The following is a 20,731-nucleotide window of genomic DNA, read 5'->3' as shown; positions in this document are numbered from 1 at the left end:
TGACGTATTTCGCGAGCTAACTCGCTCCTACAGAGGGCGGCGGTCGCCCTGAATTGGTGCGCGAACCTACTTGAACTTCACAAGGCCCCGATTCTTCTAAGGAGTTTCGTCACCTTGTGGAGCACCGTCGTGTCCAGAATCATCTCCCCCCACACTCCGGAAGCGGCCCTGAACGACCACAGCGAACACAACGCAAAGATATTCGGCTCGCCCAAGGACCGCCTCGACTTTTACCGGCGCGAGATCCAGTACGAAACCAGCATCCTGGCCAACCGCACCGACGCCTACCTGACCGCGCAATCCTTCCTGGTGATTGCCTTTGTCTCCGGCATGGGCAACCTCAACCCGGAATGGGGCAAGCTGTTCACGCTGGTGGTGCCGATCTTCCTGGTTTCGCTGGGTATTCTCAGTTCGCTGAATGCCTGGCCCGGTATCCGTGCGGCGTATGAAATCATCGACCACTGGCACTACAAGCAAAGCGAATTGCTGCGCAGCGAGCCAGTGATGGGCATGGCCTACGATGAGTCGCCCCTGTTTTCCGAAGTGGAGTCGAGCCACAAGGGCTATCGCAAGTCGTTGTTGTTTTCCATGCGTGCGCCGTGGTTGTTCATGGTGTTCTGGCTGGTGTTGGGCATCTATGCGTTCTATATCCAGGTGGACAATCCACTGCGCTGACCACGCGAACGGAACTTCAGCCGTGGCCGTGACGCCTTAGCTCTATGCGGTTCAGATTTTTCATCGGCCTGCAAAGAGGTGCCTCATGACCCAGCCTAAAGATCCCCAGACCCACAATCGCAACGACCCCGCCATCGACGGCGGCGAGCCTGCCCCTGGCACCGCCGCCGATGCGCCCAAGGATCCAACGCCTGCGAGCGACCCAAAGGCCAAGGAAAACGACTACAGTCCAGACTTCAAGCCCGAGCGCGAGCACAAGCCTGAAACCGATGCCGATATCGATACCCAAGGCGGTTAGAGGAGACGCACATGTCAAAAGAACTGGACGATGAACTCAACGACCCCGGCAATGAAGACCCGGGTTCGTTGATGGACGATGCCGAGGTGCCGCTGAACGACCTGGATGAAGCGGCGGACGTTGGCAACACTGAAAATCAGGACTGATCCGGCGGCGGGCCCGAGGGATTGCTGAGCTTGAAGTAGACGTCTTCCTCGGCCCCGCCGTCCAGCGACACCTCCTGGCCCACCACGCGGTTATCGATCAGCGTCTGCGCCTGATCGCGGCTGATATTGACCACCGTGCTGCGCTTGCCAGTGATCACATACACCACATCCACCCCATGCTCGGCCAGAGCTGCCAGGTAGTTGGCATGGGGCAGGTCTTCGCCCAGTTCATATTGACGTTGCTCGCGGGTGGTCACGCCGCCTGCCTGCGCCAGGTATTGCTGCGAATATCCCAGGCGTTGGCGTTCCTCAAGCAATCGTTGGGCGATCTTTTTCATTAGCTGACTCGCAGTGTGGGTCTTGGCTGTTTGAAACCCCGGCGTAGTGCAGGATTCAATTTTTTTGCGCAGCCTGACGCTCATACCATGCCAGCATGGGCTGGGTACTCAGGCCATGGGCCAGGATGCTCAATGCGATGACCGACAACGTCAGGTTGACCGCCACCGCACTGCTGGTGCCTACCAGACCGTGGTTGAGCGCATAGAACAGGTAGTAAATGCTGCCGATCCCACGGATGCCGAACCAACTGACCAGGCTGCGTTGGCGATGGTCCAGCAGGCGGCCCCAAGGCATGGCGAATACACTGGCGGGGCGAATCACACAGAACAGTAACGGCGCCACCGCCAACGCGGCCCACTCCCAGTGGCTGACCAGCACGATGCCCAAGACGGTCACCAGGAACACCTCCATGGCCCGCTCCACCAGGCTGCCGAAGGCCAGCATGTCACCCATCATCACGCCTGCCGCGATCTGGGTGTCCTTCAACTGGCTGACGTCGCCGTGCAAGGCTTGCTCGGGCTCGATTTCGAGGTGGCCCACCACCGGTTGCGCCAGGTGCTCGGCGGGTGTCTGGGCGTTGCCGGTGGACTTCACCTCGGCCTGACGCAACCCCAGGCCCGCCGCGAATACCGACAGGAAGCCATAGCCGCCCACGGCTTCGGCGGTCACATAGGCAAGGGCGATCAATGCCAGTGTCAGGTAATCATTGGGCGAGAGGGTGCTGTCGGCATTGATCAGGCGCAGGCGCAACGTCACACGGCCGATACCTCGGCCCATCCAGTAGCCGATCAATAGCCCGACCGGCACCGCCCATACCAGGTTTTTCAGCACCCAACCGCCGACCCAGTCGCCATCGAAGCCGCCGTGTTGCATGAACAGCAAGCCGAAGATCACAAACGGAAAGGCGCTGCCATCGTTCAGCCCCGCTTCGCCGGACAGACCGAAGCGCAGCGCGTCGTAGTCCTGGGCATTGTTGACCTGAACCAGACCCGCCAGCACCGGATCGGTCGGCGCCAGGATCGCGCCCACCAACAAAGACACCCCCCACGACAGATCAAGCAGGTAATGCAACAACAGCCCGGTGCCGAGGATGGTCAACAGCATGACCGGGCCGGCCAGGCCGAAGGCGATGCGCCAGGTGCGATGCTTGAGCGGCAGGCGCAATTTAAGGCCGCTGACAAACAGCGAAAACAGCACTGCCACTTCGGTCAGGTGCTCCATCCAGCGCGCCGACCCCTTGATGTCCAGGTGCAGCAGGTCCACACCCAGCGGGCCGATGGCGATACCCAGCAACAGGCACACCGCCGAAGTGGTGACCGGCATCCAGCGCAGATAGGAGGACGTGAGGGCGAGGGTGAGCAGCACCGCGCCCAATACGGCCAACCATAGAATGAAAGTCATAGTGCGTGCACCCGGCCGTGGTTCATTCAGGTTGGAGGGCGGTGGCCAAGTGCGGGTTCAAACAATCACCGGGTTGAAGTGGCATTCCGCGGGCTTGCCCGTGAATGCGGTATACCCGTCAACATAGTCGGTGACTGACACCCTGTATTCGCGAGCAAGCCCGCTCCCACATTTGACTGTGTTTGGTCATGACACTCCCTTGGCATGACACCTCAGCGAGCCCCCAGCGGCGGCAAGCGCCGTTTCACCGGGGTTTTCTTCACAATCGCAGTATTGGTCTCGGCATACCCATTGATCCGGTCCAGCAGGCTGTCCAACTGATCCATGGTGCGCACATGCAGGCGGGCGATAAAGCAGTCCTCGCCGGTGACCTTGTCGCATTCGGTGAACTCAGGGATCGCCTGGATCTGGCGCTCCACTTCCTGCAGTTTGCCGGGCAGGGGGCGGATGCGCACGATGGCTTGCAGCAGGTAACCGAAGTGTTTGGGGTCGATGTCGACGGTGTAGTGGGTCAGCACGCCGCGTTCTTCCAGGCGCCGCAGACGTTCGCTGACGCTGGGTGACGACAGCCCGGTGATGCCTGCCAGGGCCTTGAGGGACAACCGCGAGTCGTCCATCAAAGCGGCGATCAATTGCTGGTCGATGGTGTCGATCATGGTCTGTGCCTAATAAGAAAAGGTGATTTCGGGCTTTTGCCTTTTTTAGTCGCTGTAGCCGTCACCAACAGATTGCCATACTGGAGCCTCACTTGAGGAGCCTCAATCATGGATTCATCCATTCGTCGCGGGTCGTGGGAAATGGTCGCCGCCATGCTGATCTCGGGCAGCATTGGCTGGTTTGTGCTGGTGTCTGGCGTGTCGGTGATCGAGGTGGTGTTCTGGCGCTGCGTGATCGGTGCGCTGACGCTGGTGCTGGTGTGCGCCTGGCTGGGTTACCTGCGCCTGGACCTGCTCAGTTGGGCAAAACTGGGGCTGGCCGTGCTCAGCGGTGTGGCCATTGTCGGCAACTGGTTGCTGCTGTTCGAATCCTACTCCCGTGCCTCCATCGCGATCAGCACCGCGGTGTACAACGTGCAGCCGTTTATTCTGGTAATGCTGGCGGCGGTGTTTCTCGGTGAAAAAATCACCGTGCAGAAACTGGCGTGGTTGAGCGTGGCGTTCCTGGGCATGTTGGCGATTGTTACCGCCCATGGCGAGCAAACGGGTGGAGGAGATTACCTGGTAGGCATCGCGCTAGCCCTGGGCGCGGCATTTTTGTATGCGGTCGCGGCGTTGATCATCAAGCGCCTCAAGGAAGTACCGCCGCATTTGATGGCATTGATCCAGGTGGCCACTGGCGCGCTATTGCTGGCGCCGCTGGTGCCCTGGAATGGCCTGCCGGCATCCACCACGACGTGGGCGGCCTTGGTCACCTTGGGGGTGGTGCACACGGGTTTGATGTATGTACTGCTGTATGGCGCGATCCAGAAACTGCCGACGGCCATTACCGGCGCACTGTCGTTCATCTACCCGATTGCGGCGATCTTTGTGGATTGGATTGCGTTCGGGCATCGCCTGGGGTGGCTGCAATGGCTGGGTGTGGCGGCGATTCTGCTGGCAGCGGCAGGGTTGCAGCGGGGTTGGTGGTGGCCCCGCAACCTCGGTAGGCGCGAGCTTGCTCGCGAAGAAGGCTAACGATGACGCAGCGCATCGGGTTGAAACGCGGCGTCCTCGAGCTTTTCGCGAGCAAGCTCGCTCCTACAGATGAGGGTTAGTGCGTGCCCTGATAGATGAGGTTTTCCGGATTGAAATGCTCCACCGCGCTGCCAGGCTGCGGCAGGCCGAGGATATGCCCCTTGATCTTGCCCACCACATGCATCTCGCAGGGTTTGCAGTCGAACTTGAGGGTCAGCACTTCGTCACCGTGGATCAATTGCATCGGCGCCACCTTGGTCTTTACCCCGGTCACACCCTTGGCCTGTTTAGGGCACAGGTTGAACGAGAAACGCAGGCAGTGCTTGGTGATCATCACCGGCACTTCGCCGGTTTCTTCATGGGCTTCGAAGGCCGCGTCGATCAGCTTCACGCCGTGACGATGGTAGAAGTCCCGGGCCTTCTGGTTGTAGACGTTGGCCAGGAACGACAGGTGCGCCTCAGGGTAAACCGGCGGCGGCGAGGTTTCAGCCTTGCGCCCGCCCCGCGGATGCGCGGCGACGCGTGCGGCAGTCAGTGCTTCGATCACTTCACGGCGCAAGGCCTTGAGCTGCGAATTGGGAATGAAGAACGCCTGCGGCGCATCCAGTTCGATGCGGGTGGCATGGTACTCGGTGGTGCCGAGTTGGCCGAGCAGGTCGCGCAGGGTGTCCAGCGCCTGTTCCGGCTTGTTGGCCACGCCAAACGGGCCAGGCAGGGTGACGCTGGCGCTGATGCCTTCTTCGCTGGTCGCGGTGATTTGCAGCTGCTCTTCACGCAGGCGTGCGACCCATGACAAGCCGATACGGCGCTCGGCCGAGGTCTTGAGCAGGGCCTGTTGCCAGTTGTGGTCCAGGTTGCGATTGAGCGGGTGATGCGGGCGCAGTTGATGCAGGCCGGCCGGCATTTCGTTGGGCTCGACGCGGTAGCGGTAGCGCTTTTCACCGTCTTCCTCGAACTCACCCTTGGGCTCGGCGATGTTGGCGCGAAAACCCACCACTTCACGCTTGATCAGCACATTGAGGCCGTCGCCGTTGGACAGCGGCTCATGGGTGACCACCTGCAAGTCGCGCTTGCCAGCTTTTTCCACGGTGCCCACGGGCAGGCCGGTAAAGGTCGGGGTGTCAAACGCGCCGATGTCGATCTTGCGGTCGCTGACAAAGTAATCGGTGCTGCCACGGTGGAAGGTTTTTTCCGGGTCGGGCAGGAAGAAGTGCGCGGTACGCCCGCTGGAAGCGCGGGCCAGGTCCGGGCGGTCTTCGAGGATCTCGTCGAGGCGCTGTCGGTAGTAGGCGGTGATGTTCTTCACATAGCCCATGTCCTTGTAGCGGCCTTCGATCTTGAACGAACGCACACCCGCTTCGACCAGGGCGCGCAGGTTGGCGCTCTGATTGTTGTCTTTCATCGACAGCAGGTGCTTTTCAAAGGCTACCACGCGGCCTTGGTCATCTTTCAGGGTGTAGGGCAGGCGGCAGGCCTGGGAGCAGTCGCCACGGTTGGCGCTGCGGCCATTTTGCGCGTGGGAGATATTGCACTGCCCGGAGAACGCTACGCACAGGGCGCCGTGGATAAAGAACTCGATGGCGGCATCGGTCTCGTCGGCAATGGCGCGGATCTCTTGCAGGTTCAACTCGCGGGCCAGTACCAACTGCGAGAAACCGGCCTGGTCGAGAAACCTGGCCCGGCCCAGGGTGCGGATGTCGGTTTGGGTGCTGGCGTGCAGCTCGATCGGCGGAATATCCAGCTCCATCACGCCCAGGTCTTGCACGATCAGCGCATCCACACCGGCATCGTAGAGCTGATGGATCAGCTTGCGCGCGGGCTCCAGCTCGTTGTCATGCAAAATGGTGTTGATGGTGGTGAAGACGCGGGCGTGGTAACGGCGGGCGAATTCCACCAGTTGGGCGATATCGCTCACCTCGTTACACGCATTATGGCGGGCGCCAAAGCTCGGCCCGCCGATGTAAACGGCGTCGGCGCCGTGCAGGATAGCCTCGCGCGCAATGGCGACATCGCGGGCAGGGCTGAGCAATTCCAGGTGATGCTTGGGCAAGGACATAGTTTTTTTAGTCAGGCTTGTCACGGTTGAGGCGCGCATTGTAGCTGTGAAATGCCTGGGCGGCATCTACCGCAGGGCTGTCGGGCCTAATGCAAGTCCGTTAAGCGAACGCATTACTCAACGCAACGAAGCCCCAATGTGGGAGCTGGCTTGCCTGCGATGGCGATTGAACATTCACCACCGCTATCGCAGGCAAGCCAGCTCCCACCTTTTTGACGGCGTTCGACATTCCGATCAGATCGGCGCTAACGGCGTCACAGATTCAAGCCTTGGCAGCCATCGCCGTCACTTCCACCCGCATACCTTCTACCGCCAAGGCGGCAACGCCCACTGCCGCCCGCACTGGCCAGGGCTTGGCGAAAAAGCGCTTGTAGACCTCGTTGAACGCCGCGCGGTCGGCCATGTCGGTGAGGTAGATGGTCAGGTGCATGACCCGGTCCATGGAGCTGCCGGCTTTTTCCAGCGCAACTTTAAGCGCTTGCAGGGTGCACTCGCTTTGCAGGGTGATATCGCCCAGCTCCAGGCTGCCATCGGCATGGGTGGGAATCTGGGTGGAGACCAGGATGCCGTTGAAGCCGATCACGTCGGAGGAGATGGAATCGGCGTCCGGGTCAGGGGTATAGGACAGGTCGTGGTTGGCCATGGGCACCTCGTGTTGGCAGGAACAGAAAGGCGCCATGGTCGGTGAAATTCAGCCCAGGGGCAAACCCCGGCTTATATCCAGCGTCGGAACAGTACGCTGGCGTTCACGCCGCCAAAGCCGAAGCCATTGGACAGCGCATATTCAATCGGCATGGGACGCGCCTCATCGCGCACCATGTCCAGGCCGTCGGCGAGGGCGTCCGGGTTTTCCAGGTTGAGTGTCATTGGCGCGATCTGGTCACGCAGGGCAAGCACGGTAAAGACGGCTTCGATGCCCCCCGCAGCACCGAGCAAGTGGCCGGTGGCGGATTTTGTCGAGCTGATCGCCGGGCTGCCGCCGGCACCGAATACCGTCCTGATCGCCGCCAGCTCGCCTTTGTCGCCCACAGGCGTGGAGGTCGCGTGGGCATTCAGGTACTGCACCTGCGATGCCTCGATGCCCGCCTGGCGCAACGCTTGAGTCATTGCCCGGCGCGCACCGTCACCGTCTTCAGGCCCTGCGGTCATGTGATAGGCGTCTGCACTGGTGCCATAGCCCACCAGTTCGGCAATCGGCTGCGCGCCCCGCGCCAGGGCATGCTCCAGTTCTTCAATTACCAGAATGCCGGCGCCTTCGCCCATCACAAAGCCGTCGCGCGCTTGATCGAAGGGGCGCGAAGCGCGCTGCGGGGTGGCATTGAAATCGCTGGACAACGCTCGCGCTGCGGCGAAACCGGCCAGGCTGACGCGATGAATCGCCGCTTCGGCACCGCCGCATACCGCGACGTCGACTTCCCCGGCGCGGATCATTCGCGCTGCGTCGCCGATGGCCTGAACCCCGGCTGCACACGCGGTTACTGGCGCACCCAGCGGGCCTTTCAAGCCATAGTTGATCGACACATGCCCGGCGGCCATGTTGCTCAGAAACGATGGAATGGTGAAGGGCGACAGACGACGCGGGCCCTTGCTGTCAGTGGTGCGCACCGCATCGGCAATGGCCGGGAAACCACCGACACCGGAGGCGATGATGGTCGCCGTGCGCGCCTGCTCCTCAGGTGTTTTGGGTGCCCAATTGGCCTGCTTCAGGGCTTCATCCGCCGCCGCCAGGGCGAACAAGATAAAGCGGTCCATCTTGCGCTGTTCCTTGGCCGCCAACAGTCGATCAGGATCAAAACCGGCTTCGGGGTCTTGCAACGCACTTTGCACCTGGCCGCCGATGCTGACCGCCAGATCACCGATCATCTCTTGCGGCAAACAGCGGATGCCCGACTGCCCGTCCAGCAAGCGCTGCCAAGTGGATTCCACGCTCGACCCCAGCGGCGTCAGCGCGCCCATGCCCGTCACGACGATACGTTTACTCATGCTCAATCGACTCCTGTTGCTTGAAGGATACACAGCGTATGGACGTCACTATCATCATGAAAGTAACATGGTGTCCTACAAGTTTGTACTCGCACACAGGAATACTTATGCAGCGCAAATCCCTCATCAGTGCCGAATGCCCCATCGCCCGTAGCCTTGAACGGGTAGGGGAGTGGTGGAGCATGCTGATCATGCGCGACGCCTTGCACGGCTTGCGCCGTTTTGACGAGTTCTCGCGCAGCCTGGGCATCGCGCCCAACATGCTGACGCGCCGCCTTAATGGCTTGGTAGAAGCGGGGATGCTGGAGCGCCGCGCCTACAGCGAGCGGCCGCCACGCTACGAATACGTGCCGACGGCCAGAGGCGAAGACTTTCGTATGGTGCTGATGGCGTTGGTGGCCTGGGGCAATCGGCATTACGCCGAGGAGGGCATCAGTGTCGAGGTGGTGGAACGCGAGACGGGCCGGCCGGTGCAGCCGATGATGACGACGGAGGAAGGTGCGTGGGTGGCGATGGATCAGTGCGTGGTACAGCCCGGCCCGGCCGCCAGCACAGGGATGCGCCAACGGCTGAGCCGTGAGTGATTGATTACTCTTTTACATCCATGAACTCTTCGGCCCACGCCACATAGCTCTCAGGCAAGGTGTAAGTGTGGGTCAACTCCGTCGCACTGAGGTTCGAGGTGCTGTGGGTCAGCTGGCGCTGGGCACGCAGGCTGTCGTAAGTGGCCTTGATCGCGGCGAAGTAGGCGCCATGCCCGGCCACCACGATGCGCACGCCCAGGCTGGCCAGGCGCTCGCTGTCGTGCAGTTGCGGGTTGCCGTAGGTCACCAGCATCAGCGGAACGCTGAGGTTCTGCGCGATTTGCTCCAGGTGGTCGAAGTCCTTGACGCCGACCATGCAGATGCCGTCAGCACCGGCCTTTTCGTAGGCCTTGGTCCGCGCAATCACGTCGCTGGTGGGCAGCACGCCGGCATTGGTGCGCGCAATGATCGACAGCGCCGGGTCGACACGTGCCTCCAGCGCGGCCTTGACCTTGCCGATGCCTTCTTCGACGGAAATCAGGTCCGTGGATTTACGCCCGAATTGCGCGGGCAAGAGGGTGTCTTCGATGGTCAGCGCAGCGACGCCGGCGCGTTCCAGTTCTTCGACGGTGCGCATCACGTTCAGGGCGTTGCCGTAGCCATGGTCGGCATCGGCGATGAAGGGCAACTGGGCCACACGGCCGATGCGGGTGGCTTGCTCGACGAACTCACTCAGGGTAATCAACGCAAAATCGGGGGCCGCCAGCACCTGCAGGGAGGCGACTGAACCGCCCAGGATTCCCACTTCAAACCCCAGGTCGGCCGCGATGCGGGCAGACATGGGGTCGAATACGGAGGCGGTTTCAACGCACAGGGGCGTTGCCAGCAGGTCACGGAAGTTACGGCGTAGCGCTGAGTGAGAAATCTTGGGCATGGTCTTTCCTGGCTTTGGTCATCGTCAAGTGACGATCAATGTCTATTCGTGGTGCCGGGAGATTACCACGCAGATGCCCCTGTGATTATGACGTTTGAGCAGGCGTGCTAACGAGCGCCGGGGCTGTATGCCGGGCCGGCCTGAGGTCAGCGACGAGGGGCCGGGGATTCCCGAAGCGGACCTGGAGCGTGTATTCGACCCGTTCTTTCGCCTTCGGCGTGGTTCGGGCTTGATGGCCCGGATTGAATTTGCGCGCTAGCGTGATGCGATATACGCATTTTTATTGAATTAGGTTATGCGTAATCAGTATTTTACATCTTACCTTCAGCCCGCAAAAATAGCCCTCACACCCCATAGCTATAAACAATAACCTTTTAAACCGAGACCGTGCGTGCGGATCGACTTGCATGCCCCACAAGGCATCTGGAGACGAACGTGCGTTACCTCAAAATCCTGGCGGCCGGGTTCGCCGCCTCATTTCTGTGCCTGACGGCGCAAGCGCAAACCCTGGTGGTCGGCGACCAGAGCTACAACGCCCAGGCCGTGATGGAAGCGGCGGGGGTGCTGGATGACTTGCCCTACACGCTGGACTGGAAACAGTTCACGGCCGGCTCACCAGTGGCCGAAGCGCTCAACGTCGGCAGCCTGGACCTGGGCCTGCTCGGGGATGCCCCGGTGTTGTTCCTGGGCGCCTTGGGTGCACCGATCAAGGTGATTGCCGTCAGCCGGCAAAATCTCGACGGCGTAGCCATCCTGGTAAAAAAAGACTCGTCGATCCGCAGCCTGACCGATCTGGCAGGCAAACGCGCCGCGATCTGGAAGGGCTCCTGGAGCCAGCAACTGTTGCTGACCGCGCTGGACAAGGCCGGGGTTGCGCGGGATTCGCTGCAATGGCGTTACCTCAGCGCCCTGGACGCCTCCCACGCGCTGGAAGGCGGTGCCGTTGACGTGATCGCCACCTGGGAACCCTACGTCACGCAACAGGAACGCCAAGGTGCGCGGGTGCTGGCAACCGCTGAAGACTTGATCCCGGCCCAGAGTTTCATTGCCGCCAACGCCAGTGCTGTGGAGGCCAAGCGTGAACCCATCAGTGACTTTCTCCAGCGCCTGAAAACAGCCCGCGACTGGGCGCGCCAGAGCCCGGCCAACGCCAACGCGTATGCCGATGCCTGGGCCAAGCGCACCCGCGCTGATGCCGACATCGCCCGCGTCTGGTTTGCCCGCGCACGCACCACCGTCGAGCCGCTAACGCCTCAGGCGCCCATTGAGGCGCAAAAGACCGTGGACTTTTTTGCCGGCCTGGGTCTGGTCAAGTCTTACTCGGCCGCCACGTTGTTCGACCCTTCATTCGCGGCCGCCTTGCAACCCGCCGTCGCCACCACCCAGCCCTGACCGCTTGAAGGACTAGTGCGCAATGACTAAAAGACAGCTCAAACTGGGCGCCCTGACCATGGGCTGCGGTGGGCCGGGCCGCCATAACCTGTGGCTTGATCCGCAATTGCCGGCCGATGCCAGCGTCAACGTCGATTGGTACATCGAGATAGCGCGCCAGGCCGAGGCGGCGCTGTTCGACCTGATGTTTATCGTCGACAGCCAGTTCATCACCGAAGGCTCGCCCTCCCATTACCTCAATCGCCTGGAGCCGCTGACCTTGCTGTCGGCACTGGCCGTGAGCACGCGGCATATCGGCCTGGTCGGTACGCTGACCACCTCGTATAACTCGCCGTATAACGTCGCCCGGCGCCTGGCCTCCCTGGACCTGATCAGCAAAGGCCGCGCCGGCTGGAACGTGGTGACCAGTGGCGATGCCGGTACCGCCGGCAATTACAGCCGCGACGAACACTACGACTACGCCACGCGCTATGGGCGTGCCGCCGAACACGTTCAGGTGGTACAGGGGCTGTGGAATTCTTACGAAGACGATGCGTTTGTGCGCAACCGTGCCACTGGGCAGTTTCTCGACCCGAGCAAGCTGCACAGCCTGAACCACCAGGGCGAACACTTTTCGGTGGTGGGCCCGCTGAATATCCAGCGCTCCCCCCAGGGCCAACCGGTGATATTCCAGGCTGGCGACTCCGAACAAGGCCGCGACCTGGGCGCCGCCACCGCCGATGTGATCTTCACCCACGCAGCCAGTATCGAGCAGGGCCAGGCGTTTTACCGGGATATCAAGGGTAGGGCGGCACAACGGGGGCGCGATCCGGAACAGGTACTGATCATGCCCGGTGCGGAAATTTACGTGGGCGACACCGATGCCCATGCCCGGGAAATCGAGCAGCACTATCATCAGCTCGACCACAGTTTCGCGCTGGCGCTCAAGGAGTTCGGGCGCAATTTTGGTTGGCATGATTTCAGCCAATACGACCTGGACGCGCCGTTCCCGCAAGAGAGCCTGGAGGCCGCGCGCAGCAGTTTTTTCACCGCAGCCAAACGCATCGCAGACCAGGCCCGGGAAAAGGGCTTTACCCTGCGCCAGGCCGTCGAGTTTGGCCGGCAATTGCGCCCAGGCGCGTTCGTGGGCAGCGCCGCCACGGTGGCGCAGAAACTGGCGGATTGGTTCCAGGCGCGGGCGGTGGATGGGTTCAATATCTACATCGGGCACCCTGGGCAATTTGATCGTTTTACTCAGGAGGTGATCCCTTTGCTGCAGGAGCGCGGTGTTTATCGCACGGCCTACGAGGGCTCGACCTTGCGTGAAAGCCTGGGCTTGGCGATTCCGAGGTTTGCGCGCACTCCCTCACCCTAAGGGGTGATTTCGATGACTTTGCGGGTGTGGGACTATCACTTCAGTCCCTGGCGCCAGTGACCTGGTGTCGCACCCAACCGTTATGACGGCGAGTCTTCGAAGTGGAAAATGATCGACTGTCTTCAGCCCAGTGGTTCGAACAGATAGCCAGGGTGACCGAGAGCATCGGGCACGCGGGGTTTGCCGCCACGTTGTTCGATGCCCTGGGGTGTATCCGCCCCATTCAGGCCACGACCTTGTACCTGTACCCCCACGACGGCATGCCCAGCGCAGTGTTCGAACTGGACGGGCCATGGCTGCCCCAGGGCAATGTGCGCCAGTACCTCTCCGGGTTTTACTTGCTCGACCCGTTCTACGGCGCCTGCGTGGAGGGGGCGGCTTCCGGCTGCTACGACCTCGCCGACGTAGCCCCCGATCACTTCGAGCACAGCGAGTACTACCAGTCGTTTTACCGGCATTCGCACCTGGAGGATGAGCTCAACTACATCCTGCAGGCGAGCAACGGCTTGAGCCTGGCGGTGTCGCTGGCCTTTACGCAAAAGCTCGACGCGGCCACCACCGAGCAATTCAAGCGCATAGCACCTTGGGTACTGGCGGTGCTGGGCAAGCACTTCGCCGGCCTGGAGACTCAGGGCGCGCGCTTCGAAAGCCTGTTGGAACAGCGTATTCACTCGGCACTCAACAACTTCGGCTCGTCGCTGCTCACCGAACGCGAATGCCGGATCACCCAGTTGATCCTGCGCGGCCACTCCACACGTTCGCTGGCCGAGCGCCTCGGAGTCTCCGAAGACACTATCAAGTCCCACCGCAAGCACATCTACAGCAAGCTCGACATCGGCACGCAATCGGAACTGTTTTCCCTGTTTATCGACTCGTTGGCCGAGGCCCAGGGCGGGCTGAGCAAAGACCCCCTCGAACGCTACATGAGCAAAAGCCGTTGACCGGCTGCATGACCACCCACAACAAGAGAAAAAGCCATGAACCTACCCTTTGAACCGCAACGCCAGACCCAGGACTACCAGGCCTCGGACGCGGCGCACCATATCCATGCCTTTGTGGATCAAAAGGCGCTGAATGCCGAAGGCCCACGCGTAATGGTCCGCGGTGAGGGCCTGTACCTGTGGGACAGCGAGGGTAAGCGTTACCTGGACGGGATGTCGGGCCTGTGGTGTACGCAGCTGGGTTATGGCCGCAAGGACCTGACCGCTGCGGCGGCTGCGCAGATGGATCAGTTGGCGTACTACAACATGTTCTTTCACACCACCCATCCGGCGGTGATCGAGCTGTCCGAGTTGCTGTTCAGCCTGTTGCCAAAGCACTACAGCCATGTGATCTACACCAACTCCGGTTCCGAAGCCAACGAGGTGCTGATCCGCACCGTACGCCGCTACTGGCAAGTGCTCGGCAAGCCGCAGAAGAAGATCATGATCGGTCGCTGGAATGGCTATCACGGCTCCACCCTGGCGGCGTCTGCCCTGGGCGGCATGAAATTCATGCATGAAATGGGCGGCTTGATCCCGGACGTCGCGCACATTGACGAGCCTTATTGGTACGCCCAGGGCGGTGAGTTGACCCCGGCCGAGTTCGGAAGGCGCTGCGCCCTGCAACTGGAAGAAAAGATACTGGAGTTGGGCGCGCAAAACGTCGCCGGTTTTATCGCTGAACCTTTCCAGGGCGCCGGCGGCATGATTTTCCCCCCAGAAAGCTACTGGCCAGAGATCCAGCGCATCTGTCGCCAATACGATGTGCTGCTGTGCGCTGATGAAGTGATTGGCGGTTTCGGCCGTACCGGTGAATGGTTTGCCCATCAGCATTTCGGCTTCGAACCCGACACGTTGTCGATCGCCAAGGGCCTGACCTCCGGTTACCTGCCCATGGGCGGTTTGGTATTGAGCAAGCGCATGGCCGAAGCCCTGGTGGAGCGGGGCGGGGTGTTTGCCCATGGACTGACGTATTCCGGGCACCCGGTTGCGGCGGCGGTGGCCCTGGCCAACCTCAAGGCGCTGCGTGACGAAGGGATCGTGCGCCAGGTGAAGGACGACACCGGGCCGTATTTGCACACGCTCCTGCATGAAGTCTTTGGTAACCACCCGCTGATCGGCGAGATCCAGGGTACCGGCCTGCTGGCAGCCTTGCAGTTTGTCGAGGACAAGGGCACGCGCAAACGCTTTGCCAATGAAAACGACCTGGCCTGGCAATGCCGCACGTTTGGCTTCGAAGAAGGCGTGATTATTCGCTCGACCCTGGGCCGTATGATCATGGCGCCGGCCCTGGTGGCCAGCCGCGCGGAGCTTGATGAGCTGGTCGACAAAACCCGCATCGCGGTGGACCGCACCGCACGGATCGCGGGAAAACTGTGAAGGGCTAAGCCCCTGCATGCCGCTCGGTTGAACAGGGTGGGCGCCCATAGCGGCCTGCCCACCGCTCCCAATGGATGACTCATCAACGGTGTCGATTTGATCGAACGCCGCGGTGCCCTGCATTCCACTTTCCAGGAGTCAGCAATGAATACAATAACAAACGTAGCCGATACTCCCGCCCATCAAACCTCAACCCAACTGACCTCATCGCGCCGCTTTCGACAACCCCTGGGCCTTGTCGGGCTTGTACTGTTCGGCCTGGCGTATATGGTGCCGCTGGCGGTGTTCACCACCTACGGCCTGGTCACCCAGATGACCAAAGGGCATCTGGCCACCGCCTACCTGTTGACCCTGGCTGCCATGCTGCTGACGGCCTACAGCTATGGGTGCATGGTCAAGGCGCACCCCTATTCGGGCTCGGTCTACACCTATACGCGCAAGGCGTTTGGCGCCTCCTTCGGCTTTATCGCCGGCTGGACCTTGCTGCTGGACTACATCTTCCTGCCGCTGCTCAGCTATTTGCTGATCGGCATCTACTTGTCCGAATACTTTCCTACCGTGCCCACCGCCGTATGGGTATTGGGCTCCATTGCCCTGGTGACGGCGCTCAATCTGGTGGGTATCGAGTCGATTACCCGGGTCAATTGGGTGCTGATCGTGGCCCAACTGGTGTTCATCGTGGTGTTCGTGGCGTTGTCGATTTATAACCTCAGCGGGCAAGCCGAGCCGGTGTCGCTACTCAAGCCGTTTTACCATGAAGGTTTCAGTGTGCCGCTGATCATGACCGGCGCGGCGGTGCTGTGCTTGTCGTTCCTGGGTTTCGATGCCGTGTCGACCATGGCTGAAGAGACACCTGACCCGCGCCGTACCATTCCGCAGGCGATCATGGCGGTGTCGCTGATCGGTGGGTTGCTGTTTCTGGTGGTGTCGTATTGCGCCCAGATGGTCTTCCCGGAATGGGATAGTTTTGCCGATCCCGACTCGGCTTCGGTCGATGTGATGCGCCGGGTCGGCGGCGAGCTGCTGGTGAGTGCATTTACCGCCACCTACGTGGCGGGTTGTTTCGCTTCCGCGATGGTCTCCCAGGCCAGCGTGTCCCGGGTGCTGTTCGCCATGGGCCGCGACGGCGCATTGCCCAGGGTATTCGGCAAGCTGGTGACGAAAAAACGCGTCCCGGCCAACGCGATCATGCTGGTCAGCCTGTTTTCGCTGATTGCGCTGTTTATCAGCCTGGACACCGTGGCCAACATGATCAGCTTTGGCGCGCTGTTCGCGTTTTCGGCGGTGAACCTGGCCGTGATCAAACATTACCTGGGCGACCAGAAGCTGCGCGGTACACGCAACTATCTGCTGTACGCCGCCCTGCCAGGCCTGGGGTTTCTCAGCACGCTGTGGTTGTGGACGAGCCTGTCCGGCCTGTCGTTCACCATCGGCCTGTGCTGGATGGCCCTGGGGCTGCTGTGTTTGCTGTGCCTCACCCGAGGGTTCCGGGTGGGGATGCCGGAATTGCACATGGCCGAATAAGAAAAAAAACGGGCGTTCCCTAATGCCAATCAGTCAAGCGCAGGCCCCCTGTGGGAGCGGGCTTGCTCGCGAAGACGTCGGCCCAGCAAACATTGATATTGACTGATACACCGCCTTCGCGAGCAAGCCCGCTCCCACATTGGCACTGCGTTGCCTTGAGCATTGCGTTCGGCGTCGGGCTTGCCGCCGCGTGGATTAGACCCAATTACATAGGAGTACAGCATGTTCAACCTCGACTACTGGCAGCAACGCGCTGCCCGTCAAACCTTCATCAACACCGCCTTGATCGACGGCCAGGCCGTCGCCGCACTGTCCGGGGCGACCTTTGACGCCATCAACCCTGCGACCAACCAGCTCCTTGCACGTGTCGCCGCCTGCGGTGAGGTTGAAGTGGACTTGGCAGTGCGCTCCGCACGCCGCGCCTTTGAGAACGGCCCGTGGCGGCGCATGCCTCCAGGCGAACGCAAAAAAGTCCTGATCAAACTCGCCGACCTGTTGATGACCCACCGCGAAGAACTCGCATTGCTGGACTCCCTGAACATGGGCAAGCCGGTAATGGACGCCTATAACGTCGACGTGCCCGGCGCGGCCCATGTGTTCGCCTGGTACGGTGAAGCCCTGGACAAGCTCTACGATCAGGTCGCGCCGACTGCCCACAACGCGTTGGCGACCATCACCCGCGAAGCCCAGGGTGTGATTGCCGCGGTGGTGCCGTGGAATTTTCCGCTGGACATGGCCGCCTGGAAACTGGCACCCGCCTTGGCGGCCGGCAATAGCGTGGTGCTCAAGCCCGCTGAGCAATCGCCGTTTTCCGCCCTGCGCCTGGCCCAACTGGCGCTGGAGGCAGGCATCCCCGAAGGCGTGCTAAACGTGGTGCCAGGTATGGGCGAGGGCGCCGGCAAGGCACTGGGGTTGCACCCGGACGTTGATTGCCTGGTGTTTACCGGCTCCACCCAGGTGGGCAAATACTTCATGCAGTACGCCGCCCAGTCCAACCTCAAACAGGTGTGGCTGGAGTGTGGTGGCAAGAGCCCGAACCTGGTGTTTGCAGACTGTCAGGACCTGGACCTGGCGGCGGAGAAGGCGGCCTTTGGGATTTTCTTCAACCAGGGCGAGGTGTGTTCGGCCAATTCGCGCCTCTACGTGCAACGCTGCATCCACGACGAGTTCATCGAGCGCCTGATCGATAAATCCCGCGCCTGGATGCCCGGCAACCCACTTAATCCCGCCAGCGCCGCCGGTGCAATTGTCGACAGCGGGCAAACCGCACGCATCATGCAAGCCATCGGCCGGGCGCACGCAGACGGTGCCACGCTGTTGACCGGTGGCCAACAGTTGAACATTGAGGGTTGTTCAAACTTCATCCAGCCGACGATATTCGCCAACGTCACCGCTGACATGCGCCTTTCCCAGGAGGAGGTGTTTGGGCCTGTGCTGGCGGTGAGCGCTTTCGATACCGAAGAACAGGCCATTCAGCAAGCCAACGACAGCCTTTATGGCCTGGCGGCCTCGGTGTGGAGTGATGACCTGAACCGTGCGCATCGCGTGGCCCGTGCCCTGAACGCTGGCACCGTGTCGGTCAACACCATTGATGCGCTGGATGTGACCGTGCCGTTTGGCGGCGGCAAGCAGTCGGGGTTCGGGCGCGATTTGTCGCTGCATTCGTTTGATAAGTACACGCAACTGAAAACCACCTGGTTCCAGTTGCGTTAACTGCCCCGTTTCGCATAACTGCTGTGCCGTCACAGGCATTCATCCGCCAGTGGGCAATGCCTATAGTCCACTCACCCCGTGCAGCGCTTCAACCGCGCTGCGCGATCCAGCCCAAGACTGAGGTGAGCCTGATGAACCGTGAATTGGACCCCGCACTGACGGATATCAACCAAGTGGACGCCGAGTACTTCGAGTACAGTAAGGCGGCGAACCCCATCAGTGCCAACCTGATTTCCCGCATTCCCTACCACAGCTTTCCCGCCTCGCTGTATGACAATGGCCCCTCCCGCGTGGTACCGCTGGACCTCAGCGAGGCTTTGGGCTGCGAAGGCCCCGCCACCGGCCCCGGGTTATGCGCAAACTTCATGCGCCTTAACCGTGGTGACACACTGACCCTGCAACCCAACGCCACTTCCCAGGTGTTCTACGTGATTGCCGGGCAAGGCAGCGTGGTTCAGGGGGAGTATGAGATTCAATGGTCCAAGGGCTGCTTTATTGCCCTGCCGGGATTACAGCAGGCGCACTTCAGTGCCCGCGAGGATGCACGTCTTTACTATGTTCACGATGAGCCGTTGCTGCGTTACCTGGGGGTGACACCCCGCGCCGATCGCTTTGCGCCGACCCTGTACCCAGCAGCGCTGGCCAACGCGAAGTTGCGTGAAGCGGCCGATGATCCCAGGGCACAGGACCGCAGCCGCATCAGCATCCTGCTGGGCAACCGTCATTTCCCGCAGACGCGCACGGTGACTCACGTGCTGTGGGCCATGTACGGAATTCTGCCGGCGGGATCGGTGCAGAAACCCCATCGGCATCAGTCGATTGCACTGGACTTCATTATTGATTGCCCCAAGGGCTGTTATTCATTGGTGGGCACCGAGCTGGACGCGGATGGGCAAATCCGTAACCCGCAGCGGGTCGACTGGTCGCCCGGCCTGGCGTTTGTCACACCACCCGGTTACTGGCATGCGCATTTTAATGAATCGGATAGCGAGGCGTTCCTGATCCCGATTCAGGATGCGGGGCTGCAAACCTACTTGCGTGCGTTGGATATCCGCTTCAGTTGAGTCACTTCCAGTCCGGTGTTTCGCCCAGTCGTTCAACGATAAAGTCGATAAAACACCGGACCTTCGATGACACGATGCGCTTGGGCGGGTACACAAACCACACCGCAAACGCCCGCTCCACGCCCTGGATGTGCCATTCGGGTAGCCACACTGCCAACTCACCGGCCTCGATACTTCGCGCCACCAGCCAGTCCGGCAACAGCCCAAAGCCCAAGCCTTGGCGCACGGCGATGAGTTGCGCGTCCAGGTCATTGATTCGAATCACGCCGTCATGCAGCAACGGGAACGCGCGGCCGGCGGATACAAAACTGATATCGCCGCCGGTCGCCGTGCCCAGCACCGCAGGCACACCGGCCAAGTCCGTGGGCGTGGACGGAGGAGGGTGCTGCGTGCCAAACGCCGGGCTGACCACCAAGCGGTAGTGGCCGTCGCTGAGCTTGCGTGCCTTGAGCGTCGAATCGGCCAGCTCGCCAATGCGGATGGCCAAGTCGACGCCGGCATGAATCAAATTGACCTTGTTGTTATCCAGCACCAGTTCCACGCTGATCTGCGGGTAGCGCGCCAGAAAGTCATTCAACGCCGGCAGGATGTGATGGCGAGCAAACGCCGGTGGCAGGTTGAGTTTCAACACGCCCCGGGGATGCTGGTTCAGCGCAGACGTGGCTGCCTTGGCGTGTTCCAGTTCATCCAATACTCTGCGTGCGTGTATCAGGAAGGTCTGGCCGCCTTCGGTCAGATGCAGCGTGCGTGTGGAGCGGTTGAACAGCGCGATGCCCAGGTCCTGCTCAAGTTCCTTCACATAGCGTGAAACCGTTGAGGCCTTGATCCCCAAGCGCTCGGCGGCACGCGAGAAATTGTTGCCTTCGGCGGCTTCGATGAAGGCGGTGAGCGCGGTGAAATAGTCCAAGGGCAGCCTCAGGGCAGGGCGGTGAGACGTGCAGGTTGTTGAGTTTTGCCGGGGGCTGTCAACTGCTAGACCCTAGAGCCACGATGCAGCCCCCGTTTTCCTAGTGGGGCTGAATGATCAAGGCGATATGGGATCGCTTGCAGGAAAGGTTTCTTCGATCGCCTCGTCGAGCTGGCTATCGCTGACGGAGCGGTCTCGCACCTTCACATTCGACTCGCAATGGCAATCAACACTGGGGCACGCTTGACCCTGTGGGTGCAAGTCGGCGCATGCCTGGCTGCAGTAGGCTTTGCCGTTGCGCTGGTGACGCATGTCATGGGTCACCTGGCAGGTGCAACCTGGGCAGGCGCAGGGCAAACCTTGAGTTGTCGGGTTCATAGGTCCTCCG

The 20,731-nt window shown here is 61.3% G+C and carries 21 protein-coding genes and 1 pseudogene; 13 read left to right on the top strand and 9 right to left on the bottom strand.

What is annotated here, in order from left to right; genetic code table 11:
* Positions 1–129 precede the first annotated feature (129 nt).
* From BMH52_RS19485 to BMH52_RS29650, 3 genes are all read left to right on the top strand, one after another.
* Positions 130–675: a hypothetical protein gene (locus tag BMH52_RS19485; protein ID WP_014718415.1), complete on the top strand. Its 546-nt coding sequence runs from the start codon at positions 130–132 to the stop codon at positions 673–675.
* A gap of 85 nt (positions 676–760) precedes the next feature.
* Positions 761–973, top strand: coding sequence for a hypothetical protein (locus BMH52_RS19480; protein ID WP_072434553.1), 213 nt, complete (start codon positions 761–763; stop codon positions 971–973).
* 11 nt (positions 974–984) lie between these two features.
* Positions 985–1,119 carry a hypothetical protein gene (locus tag BMH52_RS29650; protein ID WP_014718417.1) on the top strand — a complete coding sequence of 45 codons (135 nt, stop codon included), beginning with the start codon at positions 985–987 and terminating at the stop codon, positions 1,117–1,119.
* Here the strand turns inward: BMH52_RS29650 and BMH52_RS19475 are convergent.
* From BMH52_RS19475 to BMH52_RS19465, 3 genes are all read right to left on the bottom strand, one after another.
* Positions 1,110–1,457, bottom strand: coding sequence for a helix-turn-helix domain-containing protein (locus BMH52_RS19475; RefSeq protein WP_014718418.1), 348 nt, complete (start codon positions 1,455–1,457; stop codon positions 1,110–1,112). The two genes, BMH52_RS29650 and BMH52_RS19475, sit on opposite strands and share 10 nt — an antisense overlap.
* A gap of 55 nt (positions 1,458–1,512) precedes the next feature.
* Complete coding sequence (locus BMH52_RS19470) at positions 1,513–2,859, bottom strand: sodium:proton antiporter (protein WP_014718419.1); 1,347 nt, start codon at positions 2,857–2,859, stop codon at positions 1,513–1,515.
* Positions 2,860–3,071: 212 nt separating this feature from the next.
* On the bottom strand, positions 3,072–3,515 hold the full coding sequence (locus BMH52_RS19465; protein ID WP_014718420.1) for an Lrp/AsnC family transcriptional regulator: 444 nt from the start codon (positions 3,513–3,515) through the stop codon (positions 3,072–3,074).
* Between the two features lie 108 nt (positions 3,516–3,623).
* Here BMH52_RS19465 and BMH52_RS19460 point away from each other — a divergent pair, with 108 nt between their 5' ends.
* Complete coding sequence (locus BMH52_RS19460) at positions 3,624–4,532, top strand: DMT family transporter (RefSeq protein ID WP_032903427.1); 909 nt, start codon at positions 3,624–3,626, stop codon at positions 4,530–4,532.
* A gap of 76 nt (positions 4,533–4,608) precedes the next feature.
* On the opposite strand, the gene BMH52_RS19455 is transcribed toward BMH52_RS19460, so the two are convergent.
* The 3 genes from BMH52_RS19455 to fabF form a co-directional block, all read right to left on the bottom strand.
* A complete protein-coding gene (locus BMH52_RS19455; protein WP_019820074.1) occupies positions 4,609–6,588 on the bottom strand; it encodes a U32 family peptidase in 1,980 nt (659 codons plus the stop codon).
* A 262-nt stretch (positions 6,589–6,850) separates the two neighbouring features.
* Positions 6,851–7,231: a RidA family protein gene (locus BMH52_RS19450; RefSeq protein ID WP_014718423.1), complete on the bottom strand. Its 381-nt coding sequence runs from the start codon at positions 7,229–7,231 to the stop codon at positions 6,851–6,853.
* A 71-nt stretch (positions 7,232–7,302) separates the two neighbouring features.
* Positions 7,303–8,571 (bottom strand): beta-ketoacyl-ACP synthase II, encoded by a 1,269-nt coding sequence (gene fabF / locus BMH52_RS19445; protein WP_073844740.1) that lies wholly within the window; start codon positions 8,569–8,571, stop codon positions 7,303–7,305.
* Between the two features lie 107 nt (positions 8,572–8,678).
* On the opposite strand from fabF, the gene BMH52_RS19440 reads away from it, so the two are divergent.
* Positions 8,679–9,155, top strand: a complete 477-nt coding sequence (locus BMH52_RS19440; protein WP_073844739.1) for a helix-turn-helix domain-containing protein — start codon at positions 8,679–8,681, stop codon at positions 9,153–9,155.
* Positions 9,156–9,159: 4 nt separating this feature from the next.
* On the opposite strand, the gene BMH52_RS19435 is transcribed toward BMH52_RS19440, so the two are convergent.
* Positions 9,160–10,029, bottom strand: a complete 870-nt coding sequence (locus tag BMH52_RS19435) for an oxaloacetate decarboxylase (RefSeq protein WP_019820071.1) — start codon at positions 10,027–10,029, stop codon at positions 9,160–9,162.
* Between the two features lie 142 nt (positions 10,030–10,171).
* Between BMH52_RS19435 and BMH52_RS29415 the strand changes: the two are divergent.
* From BMH52_RS29415 to BMH52_RS19390, 8 genes and pseudogenes are all read left to right on the top strand, one after another.
* Positions 10,172–10,288: pseudogene (locus BMH52_RS29415) on the top strand (ATP-binding protein); the annotation flags it as partial.
* Between the two features lie 176 nt (positions 10,289–10,464).
* Positions 10,465–11,421 (top strand): ABC transporter substrate-binding protein, encoded by a 957-nt coding sequence (locus BMH52_RS19425; protein ID WP_073844738.1) that lies wholly within the window; start codon positions 10,465–10,467, stop codon positions 11,419–11,421.
* A 22-nt stretch (positions 11,422–11,443) separates the two neighbouring features.
* Positions 11,444–12,775 carry an LLM class flavin-dependent oxidoreductase gene (locus BMH52_RS19420; RefSeq protein ID WP_014718429.1) on the top strand — a complete coding sequence of 444 codons (1,332 nt, stop codon included), beginning with the start codon at positions 11,444–11,446 and terminating at the stop codon, positions 12,773–12,775.
* A 101-nt stretch (positions 12,776–12,876) separates the two neighbouring features.
* Entirely contained in the window at positions 12,877–13,716 is an 840-nt protein-coding gene (locus tag BMH52_RS19415) for a helix-turn-helix transcriptional regulator (protein WP_073844737.1), read from the top strand.
* Between the two features lie 36 nt (positions 13,717–13,752).
* Positions 13,753–15,135, top strand: coding sequence for an aspartate aminotransferase family protein (locus tag BMH52_RS19410; RefSeq protein ID WP_014718431.1), 1,383 nt, complete (start codon positions 13,753–13,755; stop codon positions 15,133–15,135).
* Between the two features lie 144 nt (positions 15,136–15,279).
* Positions 15,280–16,659, top strand: coding sequence for an APC family permease (locus tag BMH52_RS19405; protein ID WP_073844736.1), 1,380 nt, complete (start codon positions 15,280–15,282; stop codon positions 16,657–16,659).
* A 222-nt stretch (positions 16,660–16,881) separates the two neighbouring features.
* Positions 16,882–18,372 carry an aldehyde dehydrogenase gene (locus BMH52_RS19395; RefSeq protein WP_072434558.1) on the top strand — a complete coding sequence of 497 codons (1,491 nt, stop codon included), beginning with the start codon at positions 16,882–16,884 and terminating at the stop codon, positions 18,370–18,372.
* 131 nt (positions 18,373–18,503) lie between these two features.
* Positions 18,504–19,436: a cupin gene (locus tag BMH52_RS19390; RefSeq protein ID WP_072434559.1), complete on the top strand. Its 933-nt coding sequence runs from the start codon at positions 18,504–18,506 to the stop codon at positions 19,434–19,436.
* A 1-nt stretch (position 19,437) separates the two neighbouring features.
* Here BMH52_RS19390 and BMH52_RS19385 read toward each other — a convergent pair whose 3' ends face one another.
* Positions 19,438–20,343, bottom strand: coding sequence for a LysR family transcriptional regulator (locus BMH52_RS19385; RefSeq protein WP_072434560.1), 906 nt, complete (start codon positions 20,341–20,343; stop codon positions 19,438–19,440).
* Positions 20,344–20,460: 117 nt separating this feature from the next.
* Positions 20,461–20,721: a metallothionein gene (locus tag BMH52_RS19380; RefSeq protein WP_072434561.1), complete on the bottom strand. Its 261-nt coding sequence runs from the start codon at positions 20,719–20,721 to the stop codon at positions 20,461–20,463.
* Positions 20,722–20,731: the final 10 nt, after the last annotated feature.

This window comes from Pseudomonas sp. BTN1, assembly GCF_001907715.1.
GTDB classification, from domain to species: Bacteria; Pseudomonadota; Gammaproteobacteria; order Pseudomonadales; family Pseudomonadaceae; genus Aquipseudomonas; species Aquipseudomonas paracarnis.
This window is presented reverse-complemented; position numbering and strand designations above follow the sequence as displayed.

Bases quoted from the DNA above. Each gene is read 5' to 3' on its own strand.
- BMH52_RS19480 (WP_072434553.1), top strand. From the start codon at position 761: ATGACCCAGCCTAAAGATCCCCAGACCCACAATCGCAACGACCCCGCC.
- BMH52_RS29650 (WP_014718417.1), top strand. From the start codon at position 985: ATGTCAAAAGAACTGGACGATGAACTCAACGACCCCGGCAATGAAGAC.
- BMH52_RS19475 (WP_014718418.1), bottom strand. From the start codon at position 1,457: ATGAAAAAGATCGCCCAACGATTGCTTGAGGAACGCCAACGCCTGGGA.
- BMH52_RS19470 (WP_014718419.1), bottom strand. From the start codon at position 2,859: ATGACTTTCATTCTATGGTTGGCCGTATTGGGCGCGGTGCTGCTCACC.
- BMH52_RS19465 (WP_014718420.1), bottom strand. From the start codon at position 3,515: ATGATCGACACCATCGACCAGCAATTGATCGCCGCTTTGATGGACGAC.
- BMH52_RS19460 (WP_032903427.1), top strand. From the start codon at position 3,624: ATGGATTCATCCATTCGTCGCGGGTCGTGGGAAATGGTCGCCGCCATG.
- BMH52_RS19455 (WP_019820074.1), bottom strand. From the start codon at position 6,588: ATGTCCTTGCCCAAGCATCACCTGGAATTGCTCAGCCCTGCCCGCGAT.
- BMH52_RS19450 (WP_014718423.1), bottom strand. From the start codon at position 7,231: ATGGCCAACCACGACCTGTCCTATACCCCTGACCCGGACGCCGATTCC.
- fabF (WP_073844740.1), bottom strand. From the start codon at position 8,571: ATGAGTAAACGTATCGTCGTGACGGGCATGGGCGCGCTGACGCCGCTG.
- BMH52_RS19440 (WP_073844739.1), top strand. From the start codon at position 8,679: ATGCAGCGCAAATCCCTCATCAGTGCCGAATGCCCCATCGCCCGTAGC.
- BMH52_RS19435 (WP_019820071.1), bottom strand. From the start codon at position 10,029: ATGCCCAAGATTTCTCACTCAGCGCTACGCCGTAACTTCCGTGACCTG.
- BMH52_RS19420 (WP_014718429.1), top strand. From the start codon at position 11,444: ATGACTAAAAGACAGCTCAAACTGGGCGCCCTGACCATGGGCTGCGGT.
- BMH52_RS19410 (WP_014718431.1), top strand. From the start codon at position 13,753: ATGAACCTACCCTTTGAACCGCAACGCCAGACCCAGGACTACCAGGCC.
- BMH52_RS19405 (WP_073844736.1), top strand. From the start codon at position 15,280: ATGAATACAATAACAAACGTAGCCGATACTCCCGCCCATCAAACCTCA.
- BMH52_RS19395 (WP_072434558.1), top strand. From the start codon at position 16,882: ATGTTCAACCTCGACTACTGGCAGCAACGCGCTGCCCGTCAAACCTTC.
- BMH52_RS19390 (WP_072434559.1), top strand. From the start codon at position 18,504: ATGAACCGTGAATTGGACCCCGCACTGACGGATATCAACCAAGTGGAC.
- BMH52_RS19380 (WP_072434561.1), bottom strand. From the start codon at position 20,721: ATGAACCCGACAACTCAAGGTTTGCCCTGCGCCTGCCCAGGTTGCACC.